We start from the raw sequence: 21,918 nt of genomic DNA, 5'->3' as shown, positions 1-21,918 counted from the left end.
GCGAGGCTCGCATTTTTGCTTCGCAAAAAACATTAAAACCCGCGCTAACTAGAACGCCGGCTCTGTCTTTGGGTAGTGCCGGCGATTTTTTTTCTAATTAATTAAAAACAAAATCTTAAAATTCTAATTCTTTTTTAATGTAATTACTACATTATCTGTAGTCTCTATTCACTAACAATTAGTTTTCCTTCACTGGAAACTATATAGATAGTCGTTCCTTCCGGCGTTACGGCAAACACATCATATTCGTATTCAAGTTCAACAAGAGTATTACCATCATCATCATCAAGACCTGCTGCAAGTACGGTTATGTCTGTCGAGTATGTTTCCGGTGTGATTACTGCGGCTGTTTCGATGTCGCCGTCAAAAGCTTCTGTAATTGTAATTACTGCTCCGCTTGGAAGGTACACATCATTTCCGCTTGCAATGACTGCACTTCCGCCCATAGTAAGTGTGCCGGAGTCGCTGCCGTTAGTCCTTACATACACGGCTTTTCCGCTTCCTTCAGAACCACAGCTGTTTCCCGTCACAGTACCACCTGTCATCTCAAATGTTCCGGTCGAACCAATATAAACCGCACCGCCGGAGCCGGCTGAACTGTTGTTTGAAAGCGTACCGCCGTTCATTATGAATGTGCCGCTGTATGCACAGACTGCACCACCGCCTGTTGTGCTTCCAGTAGAACTTGTTGAGTTATAAGAAATACTGCCTCCTTCCATAGTAAATGTTGCGCTGTCTCCAACATAAACACCAGCACCGTATGAGGAATAACCAGCAAGTGTGACTTTGTTTCCCTCAGCAGAACTTGTGCCACCGATGGTTCCGGCATTCATAGTAAATTTTGCACCGCCGGTTACACTTACAGCGCCGCCGTAGCAGCTTGATTCATTTGCAGTGATTGTGCCGCCTTCCATAATAAACTCGGCTTTTTCGCCATATAAAGCAACTCCTCCGCCGCCGCGCTCACCTTCATCATAAGTTGAAGTATTTGTATTTCCTGTAATTGTACCGCCACTCATTGTAAAGGTTACGGTTCCAGTCAAGGCAGAATCAGAATCATAACCATCTACAAATACGCCGCCACCTGCAGTTCCTGATTCGTTACCACTGATAGTACCACCTTCCATGATGAATGTACCACAAGTTTCATCATCTGAACCGGCATTTTCAAAGCCTACATATACGCCGGCACCACTTCCACTGGAAGTTTTATTTCCGCAGATAGTTCCACCCTTCATTGTAAAAGTTCCGCCGGAAATATACACACCGGCACCACGATAGTCAGAAGTATTTGCATCATCTTCTGTGGTGCCACCGATTGTACCGCTTATCATAATAAAGTTTCCGCCGGAAACAGAAACACCGCCGCCGTATTCGCAGCAGTTGGCTGTAATACTTGCACCATCGAGAATAAGTGTACCTGCATTCAAATTAATGCCTGAACTGTTTCCGTTATCTGTAACAAGACAGCCTTCGCCGAGAGTAACACTTACTTCAACATTTGCACTGTTTTCTTCATCATATCCTAATGAAAGTCCAGCCTGTCCGCCGGTAATTTTAAGATTTGTTATCATAACAGGAACTGTTGTTGATATACTGAGAGTATAAGAATTATTACCGCCAATAGCACCATTTAAAATATCTTCTGTATTACCAGTCCTTCCTGTTAATGTAATTGATGCGGCTTTTCCGTTAAGCGAGGAAGACATTTCATACATTGCAGTAAATTCGCCGCTTAAAACAATCGTGTAATTAACCGTGCTGTCGGCATATTCATTAATCTGATTAAGGGCAGCTGAAAGGCTTGCAAAAGGATTTTCTGTATTTCCATTTCATACGGAAATATTTCATACGCACTTGCTGTTGCTGAAATTTTTGCTCCAACAGGAATCCCTTCAAAAACAGCAGAAGCACCTTCTGTTACAGGAATCGTCTTTTGTGCCGTGTAGTCGCCTTTAAGTGCAATATCAACATAAAAACCTTCCTGTATTTCGGTTTCAGATGAAATTACATCCCGTGCAGCAGTGATTGACCGGGAAGAAACTTCTGTAATTTTTTGTGCCATTGCCCCGTCAATACGGAAAGTTACAGAACCGCTTCCTTCTGTACTGAAAAGTGAACAGGATGCAGCCGAGAAAAGAATTACAAATGAAATGCAAAGAAAATAAAAACAGCGGATAAACTTTTTAATCTGGTTAAATTTCATAACTGAAAATATAACACAGTTTATTCTGATTTCTAATTATTAAATCATTCCGACAAAGAATGGGAGAATTACAACAGTAAGAACGCCGCACACTGCAATTGAAAGTCCCCCCATTGCGCCCTGAACATCGCCCATTTCCAGTGCTTTGGATGTTCCCATTGCATGTCCGCTGGTTCCACAGGCTACTCCCTGTGCTACAGGTTCTGTGATTCTGAAAAGCTTGCAGAAAATAATCCCGAAAATATTTGCCATGTTCCCGGCAATTGTAATCAGAAGAATTGTAACGGATTCAATTCCGCCGTTTTGATTTGTAATTGCAATTCCAATCGGTGTAGTAATTGATTTTGGAAGAATTGAAACATATTCAGTATGACCGATTTTAAAAATTGAACAGAAAGCAAAGATGAACAGTGCATTCGCTAAAATCCCGCCTAAAATTCCTAAAATAATTGCAAGTGCATTTTCTTTTAATTTAGAAAACTGTCTGTAAAGAGGAATTGCAAGCGCTACTGTACACGGAGTCATCAGATAATACAGGAAATGAGCACCTTTTAAGAAATTTTCGTATGGAATCTTAAATACGACTAAAAAAATTATGATAAAAGTACAGGAAGTTAAAAGCGGTGCAAGGAGAAAGAATTTTGTTTTTCTATAAATGATTTCCGCAACCCAGAAACATACGAGAGAAATGCACAGACCAAATGATGTTGAACTGGAAAGAAAATTTGAAATCTCAGTCATGATGAAACCTCTTCATAATCTTAATTACAAGCTGAGTAACATGCCCTGACACAAAAAAAACGGCGATTGTACTTCCGATTCCGATAATCAGAAATTCAAGCCACCAGATTTTTAAAATATCCCAGGCCAAAATCAATCCGACTGTAGAAGGAATAAATAAAAGCGGCATTATGCCTAAAAGCCCGTCAGAAATTTTTTCGACAGAATCTAACGGCATGACTTTTAAATGCAGGGCTGCAAACATTAAAATAAGTCCGTAAATACTTGCAGGAACCGGAAGAGGAATAATGTGATGTAAAACTTCACCTGCAAAACAGACGACGACAAGAATTGTAAACTGTTTAATAAGATTCATATTTTTACTCTGAAACTTCTTTTTTTGGCTTTATGTATGAATATTTATTCGGGCTTTTTTTGCTGCGCCTGAATCCAAGTTCAATCTGATAATTATAAACATAATTGTATGGGAAAATCTCGCGGTTTGAGCCTAAATTTCCATAATCCAAAGACGCAAGCCCGTTTAAACAGACTGTCCATTTTCTTGTAACAGGCAGTTCCACACCAAGAAGAACAGCCCCGCCAAGCTCGACATGATGAAATTCATCAGAAAGCTGATAAAGAAAATGCGGGCCGAATGAAAAATTAATATCAAAATAATGCCACATGTCGGTTTTAAACAAAGGCCCCCAATAAGCGTCGAAAGCATATAAAATTGCCTGCTTAGCCGGCTGTTCCATGCCGTTGAAAGTATAATAAAACGGGTAGTAGGCAGCAATTCTTAACATACTGTCTGCAGGTTTTACATTTTTTGAAACCGCTTCAAGATAAAGACCGATTAAATAATCCTGCCATACAAAATTGCTGCGGTTGTATTTTTCCTGCGAAATAATTCTTGTAACCTGTGAAAAAGCAGCTCCAAAATTGTAAATCAGGAAAGGTTTTTCAGTAATTACCGGAAAGCCTGTCTTTGGATTTAAAACTACATCTTCATTTTTTGATTCTGAAGAATCAGAAGAAGCGGGAATTTCATCGCTTTGGGCAAAAGAGAAAGCTGCCAAAAAAAACATACAGGCAAAAGCTGGGATTTTTTTCATTTTACTGCCCTACTTTGAAACATGATACAGCGAAAGAGATTTTGTATTTGCTTCATCATCCGTCCAGTCCAGATAAAGGATGGAACCTCTCAAATCCCATTCTGTGTTGATTGAAGTTCCATTATTTTTACTGAAAACCAGTACATTTCCGTTTACAACCCAGGTGCCTGAATAAAAAACTTTTGTATTTGTAGAATCAAGCACAGTTGCACTGTAGGAACCGTCATCAACAAAAGTAATTTTATTTCCTGCATTATCTGCCCATGTGCCGTAAATCGGCGACGGCGTATAACAGGAAGCCAGTATTACCAGAAATAAGCCAAAAATTGCTGTGAAACATATATTCTTTTTCATAATCATAATCTCCTACTCTTCACCGACCGTCCAGCTTACATTTCCTGAACTGAAGCCTTCAGGTGTAATGACGTAATAGCCGCCGCCAGCCCCACCACCGGCAATTTTTATGTTATCGTAACCGACTGTTCCTGGATACATACCTTCACAGGTAACCGTTCCGTCCATAGAACCGTTTGCACTCATATTTGCGCTTGTATTTGTGTTACCGGTGCATTTAAAATAATATCCCAGAGAAGGATTACTGTTAATGTAATAGTCAGCATAGCCGCTGTAATACATTATAATTCTTGCACCTAAACCATCCATTTCCGCTTTGTAAGAAGCAGAACCTGCCAGCTCCCCTGAAATTGACTCACTTCCAAGCGCGCTTGTACTTGCTTTATGCATGAGAGTAAATTTCTGGTGTGAGCGCTTGATTGTTTTGTTATATTCGCGCATGTACTGGTCATATGTGAGAGCGCCATATCCAACTGAAACCTCACTGAAATTCGAACCCTGGCTCAGTGAATTTAAGGCAAGAACTTTGTAATAATAATAAACGCCTGGTTTTGCAGTTGTATTTGTTTCGTCGATATAGCTTGTTCCTGTTACCGGCTCATCTGTAATTTTTTTGAAGCCGGAAGCTTCTTTTGTTGAACGGTAAATGTAATATCCGCCTTCTGCCCCGCCGTCACTTTCTTCCCAGGTAATTTTTACCGGATAAACACCGTTTGAATTTTCTTTTCCGCTTACAGTGTAATTTTCGATATAAGCGTGTTTACTTGCCTGTGCATTTTGTGCCGCATAAGGAGAAGGTGCTGCAACAGAAGAAAGGGTGCTTTCAAGCGGAACAGCTGAATTATATGTAGAAATTTTATAAAATTTGGCAAAATCAACTTCAACAGAGTAATAACCGTCTTCTGCAGTAAGAGCTGAATCAGAAAATTCTACATAATTTGTAAATCCTTCGTTCTGAGAAGAACTTGTGTAAATTCTATAAGAATAAGTATTGTATAATTCCGAAAGTCCTGAATCTGAAGGACAGTCTTTTGAACCAAGTCCTGCCGGGAAAGTAACTGTGCATTTTCCATCGCTTTCCGTAGAATGGGCAACAGAAATAGAAGCCGGTGCACTTAAAATAAAGCCTTCGGCAGGATTTTCATCCGCTGCAGAAGATTCTGAAACCGGACCTTTCATTTTTGTTGTACCGTCTGAATCATAGCAGTAAGCCAGAACCTGATAGTAATAATAAACATTTGCCGAAAGTGATTTTGTATCTGTATAAGAAGTTACTGTTAATCCGTCTTTCAGAAGAACCGAAGAGCTGTCCGTACTGCTTGTTCTGTAAACTGTATAATAAACCTGACTTTCTCCGGAAACAGCCTTCCATGAAATGGAAATGGAATTGATCGTTTCACCCCGGCCTTCCGTAACTTTAACTTCAGTAACTCTTCCAGGTGCTCCTTCAACGGCAGAATATCCGTATGCAGCCGGAGAAGCAACACTTACAGTTCCATGTTCATTTGCGGCATAGACAGTGTAATAAAAATCTACTCCCTGCTCTGAAGATGAAACTGCATTTGAATATTTTGACTGATTCGGCAGAACCGAAGCAATAAGCTGGGAATTTGCGCCGTCAGAGGAAGTTGACCGGTATATTTTGTAGGAAGAAACATTATCAACTTTGCCCCAGGAAACTGTAATTTCTGAAGTTGATTCACCCTGTGAAGCAGAAACCTGAGTGACAGGTGCAAAAAGTGTTCCTGCCTCTGAAACTGCAAATTCGCTTGAGTCATAGCCGTAAACAGGATTTTCTGCACAAACTCTGTAAAAATATGCATAATTGTATTCTTCTGATGAATATTTCGGCTCTTCAAGAATTGTGTCCGTATATGAAGTTCCATAAACATATTTGTTTACAATTTCATATTCTGATTCATCCGGCTCTGTGAAACTGCCGTCTGCATTTTTAACTGTTACAACTGCCCTTTCAAGCTGAAAATACCTGCGGTTTTCAACTTCTGACCATGAAACAAAAATCTGGTTTGTAGAAAGATGCTCTGAAGCAAAAATCTGTGCCGGAGCTTCAAGTTCCGCTGCTGTTTCTTCTGTAACAAGCAGATTTGAAAGTGAAGCCACAGAATCCGTTGATTTTACAACCTTATCCTGAAGCAGATTATGACAGCCGGAAAGCAGGAAAATTGAAATCTGAAACAGTGAAATTGAAAAAATGCGCTTCATATCCTATTCCGTCCACCAGCCGTAATAACTTTGAGTGATTACATAACTTTGATTATCGTGTATCTGCATCGGACACCAGTATTTCCGGACTGTATTGTCAGTTGTATCGCATAATGTGGTGGTTGTTCCATTCCGTGTGATTTTTAAAGTTAAATCATCCTGATCTTCACAGATAAAACTGATTGTAGCAGAGTAATTAAGCGGAATTGATGAATCAGCTGTGGCAACTTCAATACTGTCTGTCTGAGCAAACTGGTAAAGATAATTATCTGCATTTCCTTTTATACGGAAGCCGCCGTCAAAAGAACTTCCTGCAGTCAAACCAATATATGCCGCTGATATTCCGCCCGGAGTAAGCTGTAAAGGAGCAAAGTTTCCGCTTAAAGAATAACTTGCATGATACTTTCCAAAATATCCACTGGTCAGACCATATGCTGAACGGGATGTAAACGACATAACGCCGCCATTTGAACTGGTCTGTGAACCGGAACCGCCATATTTAAACTGACTTCCTGCATTGCTGTAATTTGCAAGCCCGCCGTCATTAATGTAGAATCCATAACTTAAAACAAGCATTGCTGCCCTTGCAATTTCCGCATCACTCAGCTGTCTGTATCCGTAAACAGAATCGTCACTTCCAAGCGTTGCATTTACTTCTCCCCTTTCAAGGGTAAGTGAGTAATAATGCTTTGCATCGCGCAGAACCATTAAAGGACCGGCTGTATTAAGCATTGTGCCGTTTGTTACGCTGTCTGCTGTTGAAACAGTCTGTGGTGTAAGATAAATGCCTACATTTCCAGATTTATTGACTGTTGTGTTTTCCAGAGTTTCTGCACTTGAATAATGCAAATCTTCGCCCAAAACCGCAACTTTTGTCCAGTCACTGCTCAGGTTGTAGTTTTTGATTGAAATATATGCGCTGGAAGGACCAATTGAACGGTTATCATAATCCCATTCATCCCATTCTACTTTTTCTGAATAATAATAATCATCTTCAATATAGTTTCCGCCAGAATCTGATTTTCCGCCGTAACCTGCGCTAAAACCAACTGCCAGAAGATAGCCTTTGTTTAATTTTTCAAGTTCAACACCAGTGTAATTATAATTTGTGCCGTCTGTTTCCATTACAGAAAGCCCGCAGGTTTCTGAATCATTTACAAATGAAGGCGGAAGAGTAATATTTGTAGAAGTTTTTGAATAAGCTACTGCATATTCATAAGCATCTGTTACAGTTACAGGGCTAAAACTTACAGTCGTATCATTCACAGAAAGATTTGCATTTGTCATCTTTATCCATGAATTTTCACTGCTTCCGGCTGTTCTGTAATAAACTGACGGCTGGAGAGAGCTTCCGTGATATGGAAGATCCCATTCAAGTGTCTGAGTAGTACCGCTTTCTGACTTACATGCACGGAGATTTAATCCATATCCATAAGACGCCCCTTTAGAAGCACTTAAATTTGAATACTGAACAACAGAACTGCTTTCTAAAGTCACCGCATTTTCAAACGCAAAATCATCTGCATTAAGAACAGGAATTACAACATAGCCGTAAGGAAGTCCCCAGCTTATTTTTGCCTGATTATTATCATAGCTGCCGGTTTCCCCGCTTTCATAATACATGTCTTTAAGTGTATAAACTGAATCAGAAAGAGTGACTTCGGCACAAGCTGAGTTTACAGCTTCTCCGCTGACATTAAGTTTTGTTCCGTCATAATAATATTTGTCAAAGCTTGAATCTGAAGTCTGAGTTCCTGAAGCGTCTGTATAGCGTGTTCTTTGAATCAGATATCCTTTTGCTCCTTCAATTTTGTTCCAGCTTAAAGAAATGTAATCTGCCTGCTTTGAGCCGGCAGCTGTTCCAAGCAAAGCAGGTCCAAGCGTACAGACTGCTACACCGCTTTCAGTTGAATCTACGTCACTTACAGCCTTAACGATAAATTTTACCGGCTTTCCGGACCAGAGTGAATCTGAATAGCCGTTTGGCTTTGTAATAACGCAGGTGTATTTTGAAGGATTTTCTGAATCATCAGCAGTTACATTAAATTCTGTTGTATTCCAGCTTTGAGAACATACAGTATTTTCATTTACAAGATAATTAGCTGTCGTTCCTTCATCATCATTATAATAAGCAGTAATTTTGTAATTTTCAGCTTTCTGGACTTTATCCCAGCTGACCGTAATTGTTGTATAATACGGCTCTGCAAAAACAGGCTGTGGTGTTCCTAAAGTTTCTGTAATTACACCGTAATCTTCGGTTGTCCTTAATCCTTTATCTGCTGTAAGAGAATAAAGTCTTCTTGAACCGGAAGCAGCTGCATGCTCAAAGCTGAATGTACTTTCATTCCGGGCTTGTGCCACATCTGTTGAAGACAATTCGTATGAACCTTCTGTTCCTGTTCCGTTTGAATCATATTCAATCCAGTCAAGAGAATATGTACAGGTTTCATCGTAAGTCCAGCTGAGTACATATTTATCAGAATATCCGTCTGTGATTGTGAAATTCTCGATTTGTGGAACTGCATCTTTATCGTCTGTTACCGTGATTTTTGATGTAGAAGAGGAACTTATAATCGCAAGGGAAGCATAGTCAGATGAAGCATTTTCTGAATCATCTGCATTTAAAACATAAAGCCGGTAAGAATAATAGCCTTTTTCACCGGCAGGATTTTCAAAAATTCTTTCATAATTATTAATTGCAGCAAGGGAAGATGAAATTTTTAACTGATTTGAAGTGTCTGATTCTGTTTCAAAATCAGTTTTAATTTCTTCAAGAACATAAATGTAATCTGGTCCGCCGGTAAGTTCCTGAATTCCTGCAGTAAATTTTACCGTAAATGAAGTGAAAGCCGTTTCATTTTCTGTGTATTCTGTTGAAACCTGAAGTGAAGGAACAGGACAAAGCCAGCCGTAATCTGTGGCAGCAGAAAGCGTATTTGAAGTAACGGCATCTGTGCTGTCATCAGTATAAGACTGGACTTTGTATTCATACTGTCTGCCGTTAGAAAGTCCGTCTGAATCAACATAAGTGACTTTTGAAAGCGGAATGTATGAAGGATAATCAGAAGATACCGTAACATCACTTCCGGTATAATTTTCGATTGTAAAGCAGTCAGGATTTGAATTTAGCGTACCGGCATAATCGCAGATTGTTTCGTAATCATCTGATGAATCTTTAACTTTACGGAATACTTTAAAATATACAGGATGATTTTCATAAAGCGAATTGTTATTGACTTCAACAAAATCCGGAAGCTGCCATGTAAGTATAATTTCTGAACCAGACAAGCCCTTTTCGGCTTCAAAATTAACAGGCGGTTCCGGAATTAAACAGTGAGCTGTAGTTAAATCAACTAAATCGCTTTCTTCTGTAACGGCGGTATCTGTAATAATGTATGCTGCAACCTGATAATAATATTTTGTTGCCGAAGAAAGGGAAGTAAATGTGTAAGATTCTGTTCCGCCGTAAACAACATCAGAAAAAACTTCGCTTTTATTTGAATCAAGGCAGCGGACTTCAAGCCGTACACTGTCTGAATAAGTTGTTGAATCACAGTTTTTTACCCACCAGTAAACTGTTGCACTGGAATTGTCCGAATCTTCTTCAACATAGGTAATTACAGGCTTTGCTAGTGTTGAGCCCAGCACAATTGAACTGAAGGCAGAAACATCTCCGCTGTAATTAACTGCCTGAACTTTCAAATATTTTTTTACACCGGCAGAAAGATTTTCGTAAGAAAAGGAAGTTTTTGTAGTTTCACCGACCTGTACAAATTCGTCAAAGGGAGTATCAGCGGCATAAATGTCATACCGCTCAGCTTTTGCAACAGCTTCCCACTGCAAGGTAATTCTCCGCTTTGTTCCGTTTGTTGCAGTTAAATTCTGCGGAGCCGAAAACGTCGTATTTAAATTTGATGAAAGGCTTGTCTGCGGTGAACTTAACGTATCATCGCAGCCGAAAAAAGAAAATAACAACAGAACAGATAAAAATGTAAAAGGTCTGATATATTTCATATTTAACCAGTTATTTACGCGTTTTTATTCTTTTCCATTCCAGCAGTATGTACAGAGCTTTTCGTGAGGAAGACCAGTTGAGTCGAGCATGTCGTCTAAGCGGTGGAATCGCAGAGTCGTAAAGTGAAGCTGCTTTCGGATTTCTTCCTGCATTTTTGCATATTCAGGAGTGTCCGGGTCGCAGTATTTTGCAAGAGTTTCCGGAGATACATTATCGCCTTCAAACTGTTTTACGACACGGCGGGCAATTAAATCCATTTCGCTTTTTGAGCGGCTGAAGTTAAGATATTTACAGCCGAACATGATTGGCGGACATGCCGGGCGCACGTGAACTTCTTTTGCACCGCTCTGATACAGAAAGTCAGTAGTTTCACGGAGCTGAGTGCCGCGTACGATAGAGTCGTCGATTAAAAGAATGCTCTTGTCTTTAATAAGCTGCTGAACCGGAATAAGCTTCATGTGGGCAATTAAATTACGCTGTTCCTGATTTGTCGGCATAAAAGAACGCGGCCAGGTTGGTGTGTATTTGATGAACGGGCGTGTAAAAGGAATGCCTGCTTCATTTGCATAGCCTACTGCGTGTGCAGTTCCTGAATCCGGAACGCCTGCTGCACAGTCCGGATGAATATTGTCGTCCTTGTCGCGCTTTGCAAGAAATTTTCCGCAGTTATAGCGCATTGCTTCAACATTAACGCCTTCATAGCAGGCTGTCGGGTAGCCGTAGTAAATCCACAGGAATGTACAGATTTTCATTTCGTCAGCAGGCTTCTGTAAAACTTCATAGCGGTCTGCCGTTACATAGACGATTTCTGCAGGTCCAAGCTCATGCAAATCTGAATAGCCGAGGTTAATATATGCAAAACTTTCGAATGAAAGACAGTGAGCAAGAATTGAGCCTTTTGCATCTTTTTTAATGCCAATCTGAAGAGGTGTGCGGCCCAGTTTGTCGCGTGCCCCGTAAATTCCATCCGGAGTTGCAACAAGCATTGTAATTGAGCCTTTGATTTTTGACTGAACGTATTGAATGCCTTCAAGAATAGTTTTCTGAGTGTTAATCATGGCAAGAATGAGCTCGGTCTGGTTGATTTCACCGCCGCTCATTTCAAGGAATGCACCGCCGTTATCCATGAGTTCTTTCACAAGTTCATCCTTATTTGTAACGATTCCGACAGTTGTTACTGCAAAACGGCCGAGGTGACTTCGTGCTAAAAGCGGCTGAGGTTCATAGTCAGAAATACATCCGATTCCAACATGACCTTTCATTTCTTCAATATCGCTTTCAAATTTTGTACGGAAAGGAGAATTCTGAATATTGTGAATTGCGCGCTGAAATTTATCATCACTACGATAAACTGCCAGACCTCCGCGGCGGGTTCCGAGATGTGAATGATAGTCAGTTCCAAAAAACAAGTCTAAAGAACAGTCGTCCTTAGAAACAACACCAAAAATTCCGCCCATAAGAGTACCTCACTTAATTCTTAAAAAGAAAGCAAAATTATATCGAATTTGTTAGATATTTTCTACAACTATGCTAAAATTAAAAGATATGACGCATAAAAAACAGCTTTCTACTATAATTGATTATATTGACTGGCGGGGTGATTTATCTTTTTCAATTTCTCCATTAAATGAAATCGATGCACTTATTTTCTGCCAGCTTTCTTACATGAATTTTTCTAATCTGATTCCAGAAACTTTCGATTCTTCAATAAAACTTTCTGAACTTTCAAAAATTTTCTTCGGTTCTTCTGATTTTGAAACACGCTCTGATTTAGGCATGTTAATTGATAAACGCACAAACGGGCTTTTAAAAAAATGCGGGCAGTCAAACCGGTTTAAAGATGTTGAAGTCACCGGCTTTGTTTCAGAATACAGCCGTGAAATCGAAAAACAGTTTTCAGCTGTAAGTTTTATAATCAATTCCTCTTCAATTCTTGAAAAGCAGACCGTTTTCACGGCTTTCCGCGGTACGGACGACACAATAATCGGCTGGAAAGAAGATTTTAATCTGGCTTTCATGGATGAAGTTCCGGCCCAGAAAGAAGCACTGAATTATCTTGAAAATGCTGCTGCTTCTTTTAAAAAGGCTGAGCTTTTTACCGGCGGACACTCAAAAGGCGGAAATCTTGCGGTATTTGCCGCTGCAAATTTATGTGATAAAGCCAAAAACCGGCTCAGGCTTGTATACAATTTTGACGGACCGGGCTTTTCACAGGAAGTTTTAGACTCAGACAGTTTTTTCTCAGTCAAAGCAAAAATCTGCTCAGTTTATCCGCAGTTTTCAATTGTGGGAATGTTATTTCATCATTATGATTCATACAAAACGGTCTTAAGTTCGGAAAAACTTTTAATGCAGCACAATCCGTTTTCATGGTTTGTCAAAGGTACTGATTTTGAACAGAAAGAAGAACTTGATTCCGGAAGTGAAATTTTCTTTACTTCGTTTAATAAATGGTTTGAAAGCCTTTTACCTTCTCAGCGGGAACAATTTGTCGAAACAGTTTTTGGTCTTTTAGATTCTACTGATGCTGTCACAAATTCAGATTTAAAAGGCGATGCTTTAAAAAACACAGGGAAAATCCTCAAAGCCTTCGCCACGCTTGACAGTGCAATCCGTGACGAAGCAGTGAAGATTGTATTAGATTTTATAAAAACAGTTGTTTCTGAATCAATAAAATTCCAGAATTAGAAAGTATATGTCCAGAAAAGACCTGTTGACCAGCATTTGCGTGAAACACCGTCGAATGCTGTGCGCTGTTCGAAGTCAAAGTAAACAGCAAAATTTGTGTGCTTTGAATATTCGAATGTAAGTTCAGGACGAACATTGATAATGTGACCGCCGTCCCAGTCTTTTGTTGCATCGTAATCACTCCAGCGGTCGTCTTTTGAACCTTGAGCGAATGACCCCCAGATATTTAAACCAAGCTGTTTAGAAAGAGGAAGTTCAAATGTTCCGCCTGTGTACCATGCAAAATCATAATGAGCATTCTGGAAGAAGTTTACGCCGACTTCAGGTCTGATAACGATTCTTGTATTAGGAATTGTAAATTTGATTGCAGCACCTGTACCATAAGCCTGGTCATTGTCAGCATCTGTAAAAAGTGAATCAGCAGCAAAGTAAAGGTCGAGAATAAAGTTCTTCATACCGAGAGTAGCACCGGTGTAGAAGTTTGCCTTATTATCCAAAGCACCTTCAAGGGTTGCAGCAAGCAAAAGCCACTCAAACGGAGCAAATTTTGCACCGACGTTTACAGCAGGATCGTCTGTGTTAAAGCCGTTTGGTAAAGCAGCACCAAGTTCAAGAACTTCTCCGTCTGCTACAAAGCGAACACCAAGCGCACGTTTTGCGTATTTGTTTGCGTATGGAACAAAACCAACTACGTCAGCACTTCCAGGTGCGTCTACAGTGAATTTGTAAGAAGAAACAGTTTCAGAAGAAGTCTGACCATAAACGCCGCTTCGGTCGTCGTAGGCTGTAGAAAATCCGCCCTGACGCACATGAGCGTCAGCTTCCCAAAGCCAGCTGCCGTATCGAGGAGCAGGTCCTACCTGCCAGTTGAGTTTTGTTCCGACACCAAGCTCAAGATTTTTTGTAAAATGATAGAAGAAATTTACATAGTAAGAATCCTGAAATGTGTTTGAAACATCAGCCTGATCATTAAGGTAAGAAAGCCAGGAAATACTCTTATAGTCAGTAATGCCAGCAGCCGCCAATTTTGTCCTATCTGCGTCAGTAAGTTTTGCAGTAAGTTTATCATAGACCTTATCGGTGCCGGCACGAGTTGTCGCATTACGGGTTCCATACTTCATTGCAAGCGGGTTCAAGTTTGAAGTTCCGAAGAAAAAGTTGTCCACATCGCCGTCATTGCCGTAGTTTGCAAGAAAACTCCAGTTGAGCATGCCTTCTACGGTGAACTTGCCGCGGTCAAAACGTGCCTGGAAGGTGTCTGTAAAGCCGTAATACATCGGGTCGCCGTCAATCGGAGCACCCAAACCTGTCCATGCAGTGTTTTTCATCTGTTCTGAAGGAAGAACTTCTGCGTTAACAGAAAAAGATAGAATCAGTGCGGCAAAAGATGCCAAAACTAATTTTTTCATTTTTTTAAACTCCTATAAAAAATGTAACCAAAATTATAACAATTTTTTATTATTTTTCTAGAACATGATGAAAGATTTTAGAAATCTTTTGACAAACTCGACATTTACCTTCTTATTTGGTATGATTTCTGCATTATGAACGCAATTATTACAGTCGTAGGAAGCGACAAAGTTGGAATTATCGCAGAAGTCAGTGCACTTCTTGCAAAACACAAAATCAACATTGCTGATATCACTCAGACAATTCTTTCAGGCAATTTCGTTATGATGATGATGGTTTCTCTCGAAGCTGCAGATATTTCTGTAGATGAACTGCGCACAATCTTAAATGAAACCAGCGAAAAAATGCATGTCGAAATCAATGTAATGGCTGAAAAAGTCTTTTCTTCAATGAACCGAATATAAAAGCTCAGGAGTTTTCATGAAAAAAATCCCTTTAATTTTTACGTCCCTTCTTTTTTCATCATCTTTAATTTTAGCAGCCCCTTCCACCCTTACAGTCAAAAAAAGTGAAAAACCTGTCACAAACGGCTGGGCAGACAACGGCTCTCTTTCTTATGCTTCATCAAATACAATCATAATCAGTGATGAAACCTACCCTTCTGCTTCAGAAAAGCTCAAGGCATTTACAAACGCAATTGCTTCAGGTTCAGTCACAAACCCTAATCTTACTGACACACCGGCTTTTATCATTTTAAGCGGCACGGTTGATTTAAGCGGCGGTAAAGTAAGTGACAGCGACCACAGCTACTTTGACGAATTTGATCCGGCCACACACCAGAGAAAGCACAAAGATTTTATGTACAACATCGGCTCAAACAAAACAATAATCGGCACAAAAGATGCAAAAGTGGCATACGGCGGGCTTAAAATCAAGGCAGAAGAACACGGCCGGAAAAATATCATTATCCGCAACATCAATTTCTGGGATGCACACGGCTCAACTGAATACGATACAAAAGTCAGCCAGTACATGGACAAAAAAGCAAGTGCAGATCAGCTTGTAATCGAAGGAGTTGAGGACAAATCAACAAAATCACGATACCTTTACATCCCGGAAGACATCTGGATTGACCACTGTACTTTTTCAGACGGCATCTGCGTTGATTTAGACCGCAATTACAATCATGACGGCGCACTGGACATCAAATGTGCCAGAAATGTTACAATTTCATACTGTGAATTTACAAATCACGACAAAGTAACTCTTTCCGGTTCAAGCGACAAATTTACAGATCCTTCAGAGCGCGAAGTTACTTTCCACAACAATTACTATCATGGCTGCGTTCAGCGGATGCCACGCACAAGGGCCGGATATTTTCATCTTTATAATAATGTTTACGAAGATATCGGCACAAGCAAAAATTCCGGTGCAAGCTTAGGTCCTGGAATCGGAGCACAGTTTATTGTCGAAAATAACTTTTTCGGAAAACATGCCGGAAAAATCCTTAAGGCAGCTGATTCTTCAAAAAGCGGAAGTGAAACTTTCTACAAAATCTATGCAAGCGGAAATTCTCCGGAACTTTCTTCCTCAAACTCAGAAGGTTTTGCTTCACACCGCGTCACAAAAAAACCGTGGGAAATTCCATACAAATATACTCTTGAAAACGCCGTCAAAGCACATTTTAATGTAATTGAACAGGCTGGAAGCGGCGCAGAAGTTTCCATTGAATAAATTTTCAAGATATCCGCTTTAAGTGTCTTCTTAAAGTTGCCGGGGCGACATCAAGTTCTTCTGCAATAGAACTTTTGGAACGCCCCTTTTTTATTTCGTTTTTTATATATTCTTCGCTTCCGGATAGTTTATAAATATCTGATTTCCGCCCTTTTTTACGACCGATATGTTTCCCTTCGCTTCTTGCCCGGTTAATTCCCTGTTTTGTCCGCTCTGAAATCAGCTGCCGCTCAATTTCTGCGCTTAATCCGAATGCAAAGGCCAGAACTTTAGACTGAATGTCATCTCCAAGTCTGTAATTATCCTTGATTGTCCAGACTTTAATTCCTTTTTCAAGAAAAAACTGAAGTATATTCATTATCATTATTAATGAACGGCCGAACCTTGAAATCTCTGTGCAGATAATTAAATCGCCTGTGTTAATGTTTTTCATAAGTTCTTTTCCAAGCTTCCTTGTTTCCGGAGTTTTTGTACCGCTGATTTTTTCTTCAATCCACCGGTCAATTTTGATTCCGTTCTGCTTTGCAAATTTTTCAATTTCAAGCTGCTGATTTTCAAGATTCTGATGCAGTGTTGAAACTCTGATGTATCCGTAATTCATAAATCCTCCAAAAAATTCTTTTCTTTTTTGATGAGTGGTTTATAATAGAAACATTCATAAAATTTGGAGGAAAAATGAAAAAATCATTAAAAGTGATTCTCGCTTCACTTCTTGCTGCGGGAACTGTTTTTTCGGGTTTTGCTGCAGAAAAACAGATTAAACGCGATTTAAAGCCTGTTTCCGGATGGAATCTTTACATTCCGGGCAAAGGCAACAAAAAGGATGTCCTTAAAGACTTAAACAAAGCCGGATGGCAGGTTTCCAACAACTACAAAGACCATTTTTCACTGGTTGACGGCTCTGTTAACAAAAAAAAGGTTCTTAAAATCAATACTCTAGACGGCAAAAATGATGCCCTCATGCTGCCGCTTACTGGTAACGAAAAAAAGGTTACACTTGTATTCCGTGCTCAGGGTGCTGTAGATCCTGACAATCCTCAGACTCCTTACGGAATTTTCTTCGCTTATTTGCAGAACGGAGTTTATCAGTCAATGCTCCGCCACAATGCTTCAAATCAGATTAAAGGCTCAAAATCAATGGTACGCCTTACTTCTGACGGTACTTCAAAAGGCCAGAAGCTCAACATCGTTTCTGACTGGCACGAATACCGCTTTGTATGGGACATTGAAGCTCAGGATAAAATGACTGCTCAGTGTTACATCGACGGAAAGCTTTTCCATTCAGACATCTGCAAAAAAGTAAATTTTGCTGACACAATGAAAGAAATTGACTGGAACACAATGGAAGGTCCTGGCAATTACCTCGAATTCGGTGAAAATGACGGTTCAACAAACGGTTTTGGCCGCTATGCATATCTTCTTGTTGTAATTGACGAAGACATTTCTGCAGTTTCTACAGAAGATTTAGGCAAAAAGCTCAAAGCTGACCTTACTTCAAATCCTGTAACAAAGGATCCGGGGCCTCAGAGCCGAAGACCAGCTAAAAAACCTGCAGGAATCAATATTCTTGGAAGTGAAGTCGGAAAGAGCGCAGACTGGGAAGATCCATGCACAATCGAAAACGGCACTCTCAATCTTGATGAACTTCAGACAACCTGGACAAAAGCAGAAAAAGTAGTCCGAAATCCTTCTGTTCCAGAGCTTAAATTTGCTGCCACTGTTGATCCGACCGGTGCAAACGGCTCTTACAAAACAATCGCCGAAGCAATCGAAAAGGTCGCTCCAAACAGTGCAATCAAAATCATGCCGGGAACTTACCAGGAAAAACTTCTGATTACAAAACCTGGCATTTCTCTCATCGGTACAGACCCGGCTAAAACAATCATCTACGGATACGAAGCTGACACCGGCGGAATCAACGGAAACCTTCTGGTCGAAGTAAACCTTCTTCCTCAGGGAACAAACACTGAACCGGGTGCGCAGGCTGTAATTCCGGAAGCTCCGGCTGAAAACTGCTTCTTTAATGCTGTAAACCTTACTTTCTATAACAAGGGTGCTGAATGGAACAAGCTCTGGGGCGGTTCAGAACGGCGCTCAATTGCTCTTGCAATCAAGGGTGTAGACAAATGCTATATCGATAACTGTGTATTCTTAGGTCAGCAGGACACACTCTACTTCCGCTCAGGCCGAATCTACATGAAGAACAGCTATGTCGAAGGTGATGTCGACTACATCTGCGGCGGTGCAACAACTGTATTCGACAACTGCCACATTTTCTCACGCAAATATGCAAACGGCTGTATCATCGTTGCTGCCGCAGGAGCTGATACAGGCTACAAATCAACTTCTCAGTATGCAAACGGATATGTATTTAAAGACTGCTTTATTGAAGCTCATATGGATATGGAAGACAATCCGGACGGAAAACAGGTAACTCTTGCCCGCGGTACATGGGTCGGCGGTTCTGCTACCGGCGAAACTAATGTCGGAAAAACAGTATACCTCAACTGTAAGGTTTCAAAAGCTGTAAATTCAACTCCATGGAAAGACTGGGATGCCGTTAACACTGCAGAAAAAGCATTCTTCAGAATCAGCGGTATGAGCGGCGATGGAGCAGCAAATATCAAGGGCGTTAAAGATTTATCTGCTGCAGAAAACAAACTCTACAGCAGTGTAGAATCAGTTCTTGGATTTAAACCATCACTTTAATGCATAATTCATAACGAATACGAAAAAAAACGGGGCTTCCTTAATCCGGAAGCCCCGTTTTTTATGCTGTTTTATTTTTATTTAGCTTTTGCCTGTTTTGAAAATGTTTTTACACCTTCAATAACAAGAATAACAGCGAGAACTGCCATTGCTACAGCAAAGAAAAGCTGGAACCAGTTGCCCCAGTGGAAAGCATTTGCTTTTCCTGCTGCCATTGCACCGATTTTTCCAGTAATTGTAAGAACAAGCTGAGTAAGTGTTGCGGCAAGCATGAATACCATTGGAATGTAGAACATTTTGTTGTTCTTTCCAACCTGACCGAGCCATGCTGCAACTGCAAGAAGTGCGATGCCGGCAAGCAGCTGGTTTGCAGAACCAAAGAGTGACCAGATTGCAGAAAGTTTAAGACCACCCAAAATACAGCCGATGATTACCATAAATGCTGTACCGAAGAGCGGATTTGCAAGAATCTTTCTTACAGGAGATTTTGCATCTTTCCATGTTTCTTCACCGTCTTTAAGGAAAAGCTCAGAGAACATAAAGCGGCTCAATCGTGTTGCAGAGTCAAGGGAAGTCAAAGCAAAGACAGAAACTGCCAGTGTCAAAAGTGCACTGATTGTATTGTAAACAGTTGTGTTTTCTGCACCAAACATGAGTGCAATTCCTGAACCGAATGCCGAGGCCGGAGAGCCTTTGAAAACCCACAATCCGCTGTCATTCTGTGAAAGATATTTTGAAGAAACCATGCCGATTGCAATCAAAGAAATAATTCCGAGTGCTGATTCAATAAGCATTGAACCGTAGCCGATTCGTTTTGCATTCTGTTCATTGTCGAGCTGTTTTGAAGAAGTACCAGAAGCAATGAGTGAGTGGAAGCCTGAACATGCACCACAGGCAACAGTAATAAAGAGTGCCGGGAACATATTTCCGATACCTGTTTTCCAGCCTGTAAATGCCGGAAGATTGAATGTTACATCGCGGGCAGCTCCGGTAAATGCTGAATAAACGATACCAGCAACAGCGATAATCATCATTGCATAAAGCAGGTAAGATGAAAGATAATCGCGCGGCTGAAGCATAATCCATACAGGAATAAGTGAAGCAACTGCAATGTAAAGACCGATGATTACAATCCAGGTATTGCGGCTTAAAACCAAACCGTTATGAAGACCAAGAATTACGATTCCGACAATGGCAATAATTCCGATGATTGTAGCCGGCAGTGTTTTTACACCAAATCTGTTGGTCAAAATTCCGTAAAGAACTGCAAGAACAATAAAGAGAATTGAAATCATTGCTGTTGTCTGATTGTTACCGGTTTTTTCTTTTGAAGCAACAAGGCCGCTTCCAAGAGAAGGCTTGTTTTCTGAAACAGTAATTCCCTTTTCATTAAGAGCTTTTACAACGGAATCGAGAGAAGCTGCTTCTTTTGTTTCACCAGAAATTGAAATAACAATTGAGTTTTCATTTTCTGAAACTTTTGCAGCTGATTTTGCATCGTCTTTAACGATTGCTGAAACAAAAGCAACTGCACCAACAGGAGCAGTTTCTGAAAGTTCTGCTGTTTCAGAGATTTCTGCAGGAAGTGCAATTACTGATTCTACAGCTGTTTTTTCGATACTCAATGAATTTTTGAAAGGTGTATAGAAAGTTCCTGCAACGACATTTACAAACGATGCAATTACAAGAATCAGTACCAGAAGTGCAAAAATAATAAACAGTTTTTTGGCAGTTTTACCAATTGAAGATTTGATGATTTCGCCGACTGATTTTCCTTCATTTCGGACAGAAGCGAAGAGTGAACCAAAATCCTGCAGACCGCCGAAGAAAATACCGCCGATTACACACCACAAAAAAACCGGAACCCAGCCGAATACAGCTGCCTGAATAGGACCGTTGATTGGACCTGCACCAGCGATTGAAGAAAAGTGGTGTCCCATTAAAACTGCCGGTTTAGCGGCAACATAGTCTACGCCGTCTGCTTTTTCTGTTGCAGGCGTCTTTTTTGAAGGGTCAATTCCCCACTGTTTTGCAAGCCATGAGCCATAGAAAACATAGCCGCAGAAAAGCAAAACGATTGCAGCAATAATGATTAATAATGCTGTCATTTTCTTTTTTCCCCCTTTGGAAAACTTTTTATAAATTTGCTGCGAGTTTCTTCAAATCAGAGCCCCGGCGGTTTGTAACTGCCCGCCCCGTTGAAGTCTCGTAAGCTAATGCCCTGAATGCACTCCAGCCGTAAAGACCGAATTTATATGATTTGTAATATTTTAGTTTTTTGAAAAGTCTGAATGTTTCATCAGTTATTTTTTCTGAAATGTAAATGAACGTGATATCCGTGTTTCTGTGTCCGTAATAAGGTTTAACACGTTCCAGCCCGCGAAGCCATGCCTTTTCTGAAATTGAATTAATATCTTCCTGAGAAAGTGAACTCTCACCCTGAGTAACATCAGAATCAACGTAAAAAAAGACGAATTCGTTTGAGTCGATATCGGAAAGCTTTGCTTCTTTGATTAAAAAATACTGTTCATTGTGGGAGTTAAAAACAGCTTCAGCAGCGAATGGAGCTTCGATGTTTTCTGTAGAGACATCGTAATAACGCTCATAAGATTTCAAAATTTTTTGAAATGCATCGTTGCTATTCATAGTAACGAAATTGTAGGATTATTTACCGTTTCGGTCAATAGAAACACTGAAATTCTATACCAGCTAAATTAGGACTGCTAAAGTAAAAAAGGCGTCCGTAGGTGAGGTTGCGACAAAAATCCGCTTGAACTTGTTCACCGCGGATTTTATGGCGCGTT

Annotated in this window: 17 protein-coding genes; 4 read left to right on the top strand and 13 right to left on the bottom strand. The window is 40.3% G+C overall.

Annotated features, from left to right (window positions below; all coding sequences use genetic code 11):
- Window positions 1-164: 164 nt before the first annotated feature.
- The 9 genes from ACKI5B_RS06495 to ACKI5B_RS06455 are packed head-to-tail and all read right to left on the bottom strand — an operon-like array spanning window position 165 to window position 12,090.
- The gene (locus ACKI5B_RS06495; RefSeq protein WP_407427007.1) at window positions 165-1,718 is read right to left on the bottom strand and encodes a hypothetical protein; all 1,554 of its coding nucleotides are present in this window, start codon (window positions 1,716-1,718) and stop codon (window positions 165-167) included.
- A gap of 17 nt (window positions 1,719-1,735) precedes the next feature.
- The gene (locus ACKI5B_RS06490) at window positions 1,736-2,206 is read right to left on the bottom strand and encodes a hypothetical protein (RefSeq protein WP_407427005.1); all 471 of its coding nucleotides are present in this window, start codon (window positions 2,204-2,206) and stop codon (window positions 1,736-1,738) included.
- A gap of 39 nt (window positions 2,207-2,245) precedes the next feature.
- Window positions 2,246-2,947, bottom strand: a complete 702-nt coding sequence (locus ACKI5B_RS06485; protein ID WP_407427003.1) for an LrgB family protein — start codon at window positions 2,945-2,947, stop codon at window positions 2,246-2,248.
- A complete protein-coding gene (locus tag ACKI5B_RS06480; protein ID WP_407427001.1) occupies window positions 2,940-3,302 on the bottom strand; it encodes a CidA/LrgA family protein in 363 nt (120 codons plus the stop codon). The genes ACKI5B_RS06485 and ACKI5B_RS06480 overlap by 8 nt, the downstream gene beginning before the upstream one ends.
- Window positions 3,303-3,306: 4 nt before the next feature.
- A complete protein-coding gene (locus ACKI5B_RS06475) occupies window positions 3,307-4,041 on the bottom strand; it encodes a hypothetical protein (protein ID WP_407426999.1) in 735 nt (244 codons plus the stop codon).
- 9 nt (window positions 4,042-4,050) lie between these two features.
- Window positions 4,051-4,395, bottom strand: coding sequence for a hypothetical protein (locus ACKI5B_RS06470; protein WP_407426997.1), 345 nt, complete (start codon window positions 4,393-4,395; stop codon window positions 4,051-4,053).
- A 12-nt stretch (window positions 4,396-4,407) separates the two neighbouring features.
- A complete protein-coding gene (locus ACKI5B_RS06465; RefSeq protein WP_407426995.1) occupies window positions 4,408-6,618 on the bottom strand; it encodes a fibronectin type III domain-containing protein in 2,211 nt (736 codons plus the stop codon).
- A 3-nt stretch (window positions 6,619-6,621) separates the two neighbouring features.
- Window positions 6,622-10,632, bottom strand: coding sequence for a fibronectin type III domain-containing protein (locus tag ACKI5B_RS06460; RefSeq protein WP_407426993.1), 4,011 nt, complete (start codon window positions 10,630-10,632; stop codon window positions 6,622-6,624).
- A 24-nt stretch (window positions 10,633-10,656) separates the two neighbouring features.
- A complete protein-coding gene (locus tag ACKI5B_RS06455) occupies window positions 10,657-12,090 on the bottom strand; it encodes an amidophosphoribosyltransferase (RefSeq protein WP_407426991.1) in 1,434 nt (477 codons plus the stop codon).
- An 88-nt stretch (window positions 12,091-12,178) separates the two neighbouring features.
- On the opposite strand from ACKI5B_RS06455, the gene ACKI5B_RS06450 reads away from it, so the two are divergent.
- Window positions 12,179-13,321, top strand: a complete 1,143-nt coding sequence (locus tag ACKI5B_RS06450; protein WP_407426989.1) for an Mbeg1-like protein — start codon at window positions 12,179-12,181, stop codon at window positions 13,319-13,321.
- Here the strand turns inward: ACKI5B_RS06450 and ACKI5B_RS06445 are convergent.
- A complete protein-coding gene (locus ACKI5B_RS06445) occupies window positions 13,318-14,730 on the bottom strand; it encodes a hypothetical protein (RefSeq protein WP_407426987.1) in 1,413 nt (470 codons plus the stop codon). The genes ACKI5B_RS06450 and ACKI5B_RS06445 overlap by 4 nt on opposite strands.
- A 135-nt stretch (window positions 14,731-14,865) precedes the next feature.
- Between ACKI5B_RS06445 and ACKI5B_RS06440 the strand changes: the two genes are divergently transcribed.
- Both ACKI5B_RS06440 and ACKI5B_RS06435 read left to right on the top strand, forming a co-directional pair.
- Window positions 14,866-15,135, top strand: coding sequence for an ACT domain-containing protein (locus ACKI5B_RS06440; protein WP_407426985.1), 270 nt, complete (start codon window positions 14,866-14,868; stop codon window positions 15,133-15,135).
- Between the two features lie 16 nt (window positions 15,136-15,151).
- A complete protein-coding gene (locus ACKI5B_RS06435; RefSeq protein WP_407426983.1) occupies window positions 15,152-16,405 on the top strand; it encodes a pectate lyase family protein in 1,254 nt (417 codons plus the stop codon).
- A 4-nt stretch (window positions 16,406-16,409) separates the two neighbouring features.
- Here the strand turns inward: ACKI5B_RS06435 and ACKI5B_RS06430 are convergent, their stop codons facing one another.
- Window positions 16,410-17,006, bottom strand: a complete 597-nt coding sequence (locus tag ACKI5B_RS06430; RefSeq protein ID WP_407426981.1) for a recombinase family protein — start codon at window positions 17,004-17,006, stop codon at window positions 16,410-16,412.
- Between the two features lie 74 nt (window positions 17,007-17,080).
- On the opposite strand from ACKI5B_RS06430, the gene ACKI5B_RS06425 reads away from it, so the two are divergent.
- On the top strand, window positions 17,081-19,114 hold the full coding sequence (locus ACKI5B_RS06425; protein WP_407426979.1) for a pectinesterase family protein: 2,034 nt from the start codon (window positions 17,081-17,083) through the stop codon (window positions 19,112-19,114).
- Between the two features lie 77 nt (window positions 19,115-19,191).
- Here ACKI5B_RS06425 and ACKI5B_RS06420 read toward each other — a convergent pair whose 3' ends face one another.
- Window positions 19,192-21,222, bottom strand: coding sequence for a carbon starvation CstA family protein (locus ACKI5B_RS06420; protein WP_407426977.1), 2,031 nt, complete (start codon window positions 21,220-21,222; stop codon window positions 19,192-19,194).
- Between the two features lie 28 nt (window positions 21,223-21,250).
- Entirely contained in the window at window positions 21,251-21,760 is a 510-nt protein-coding gene (locus ACKI5B_RS06415; RefSeq protein ID WP_407426975.1) for a DUF8052 family protein, read from the bottom strand.
- Between the last annotated feature and the right edge of the window lie 158 nt (window positions 21,761-21,918).

It is taken from the genome of Treponema sp. (genome assembly GCF_045657965.1).
Lineage (GTDB): Bacteria > Spirochaetota > Spirochaetia > Treponematales > Treponemataceae > Treponema_D.
Note: the sequence above shows the minus strand (reverse complement) of the source record. Positions and strands in the feature narration are given on the sequence as shown.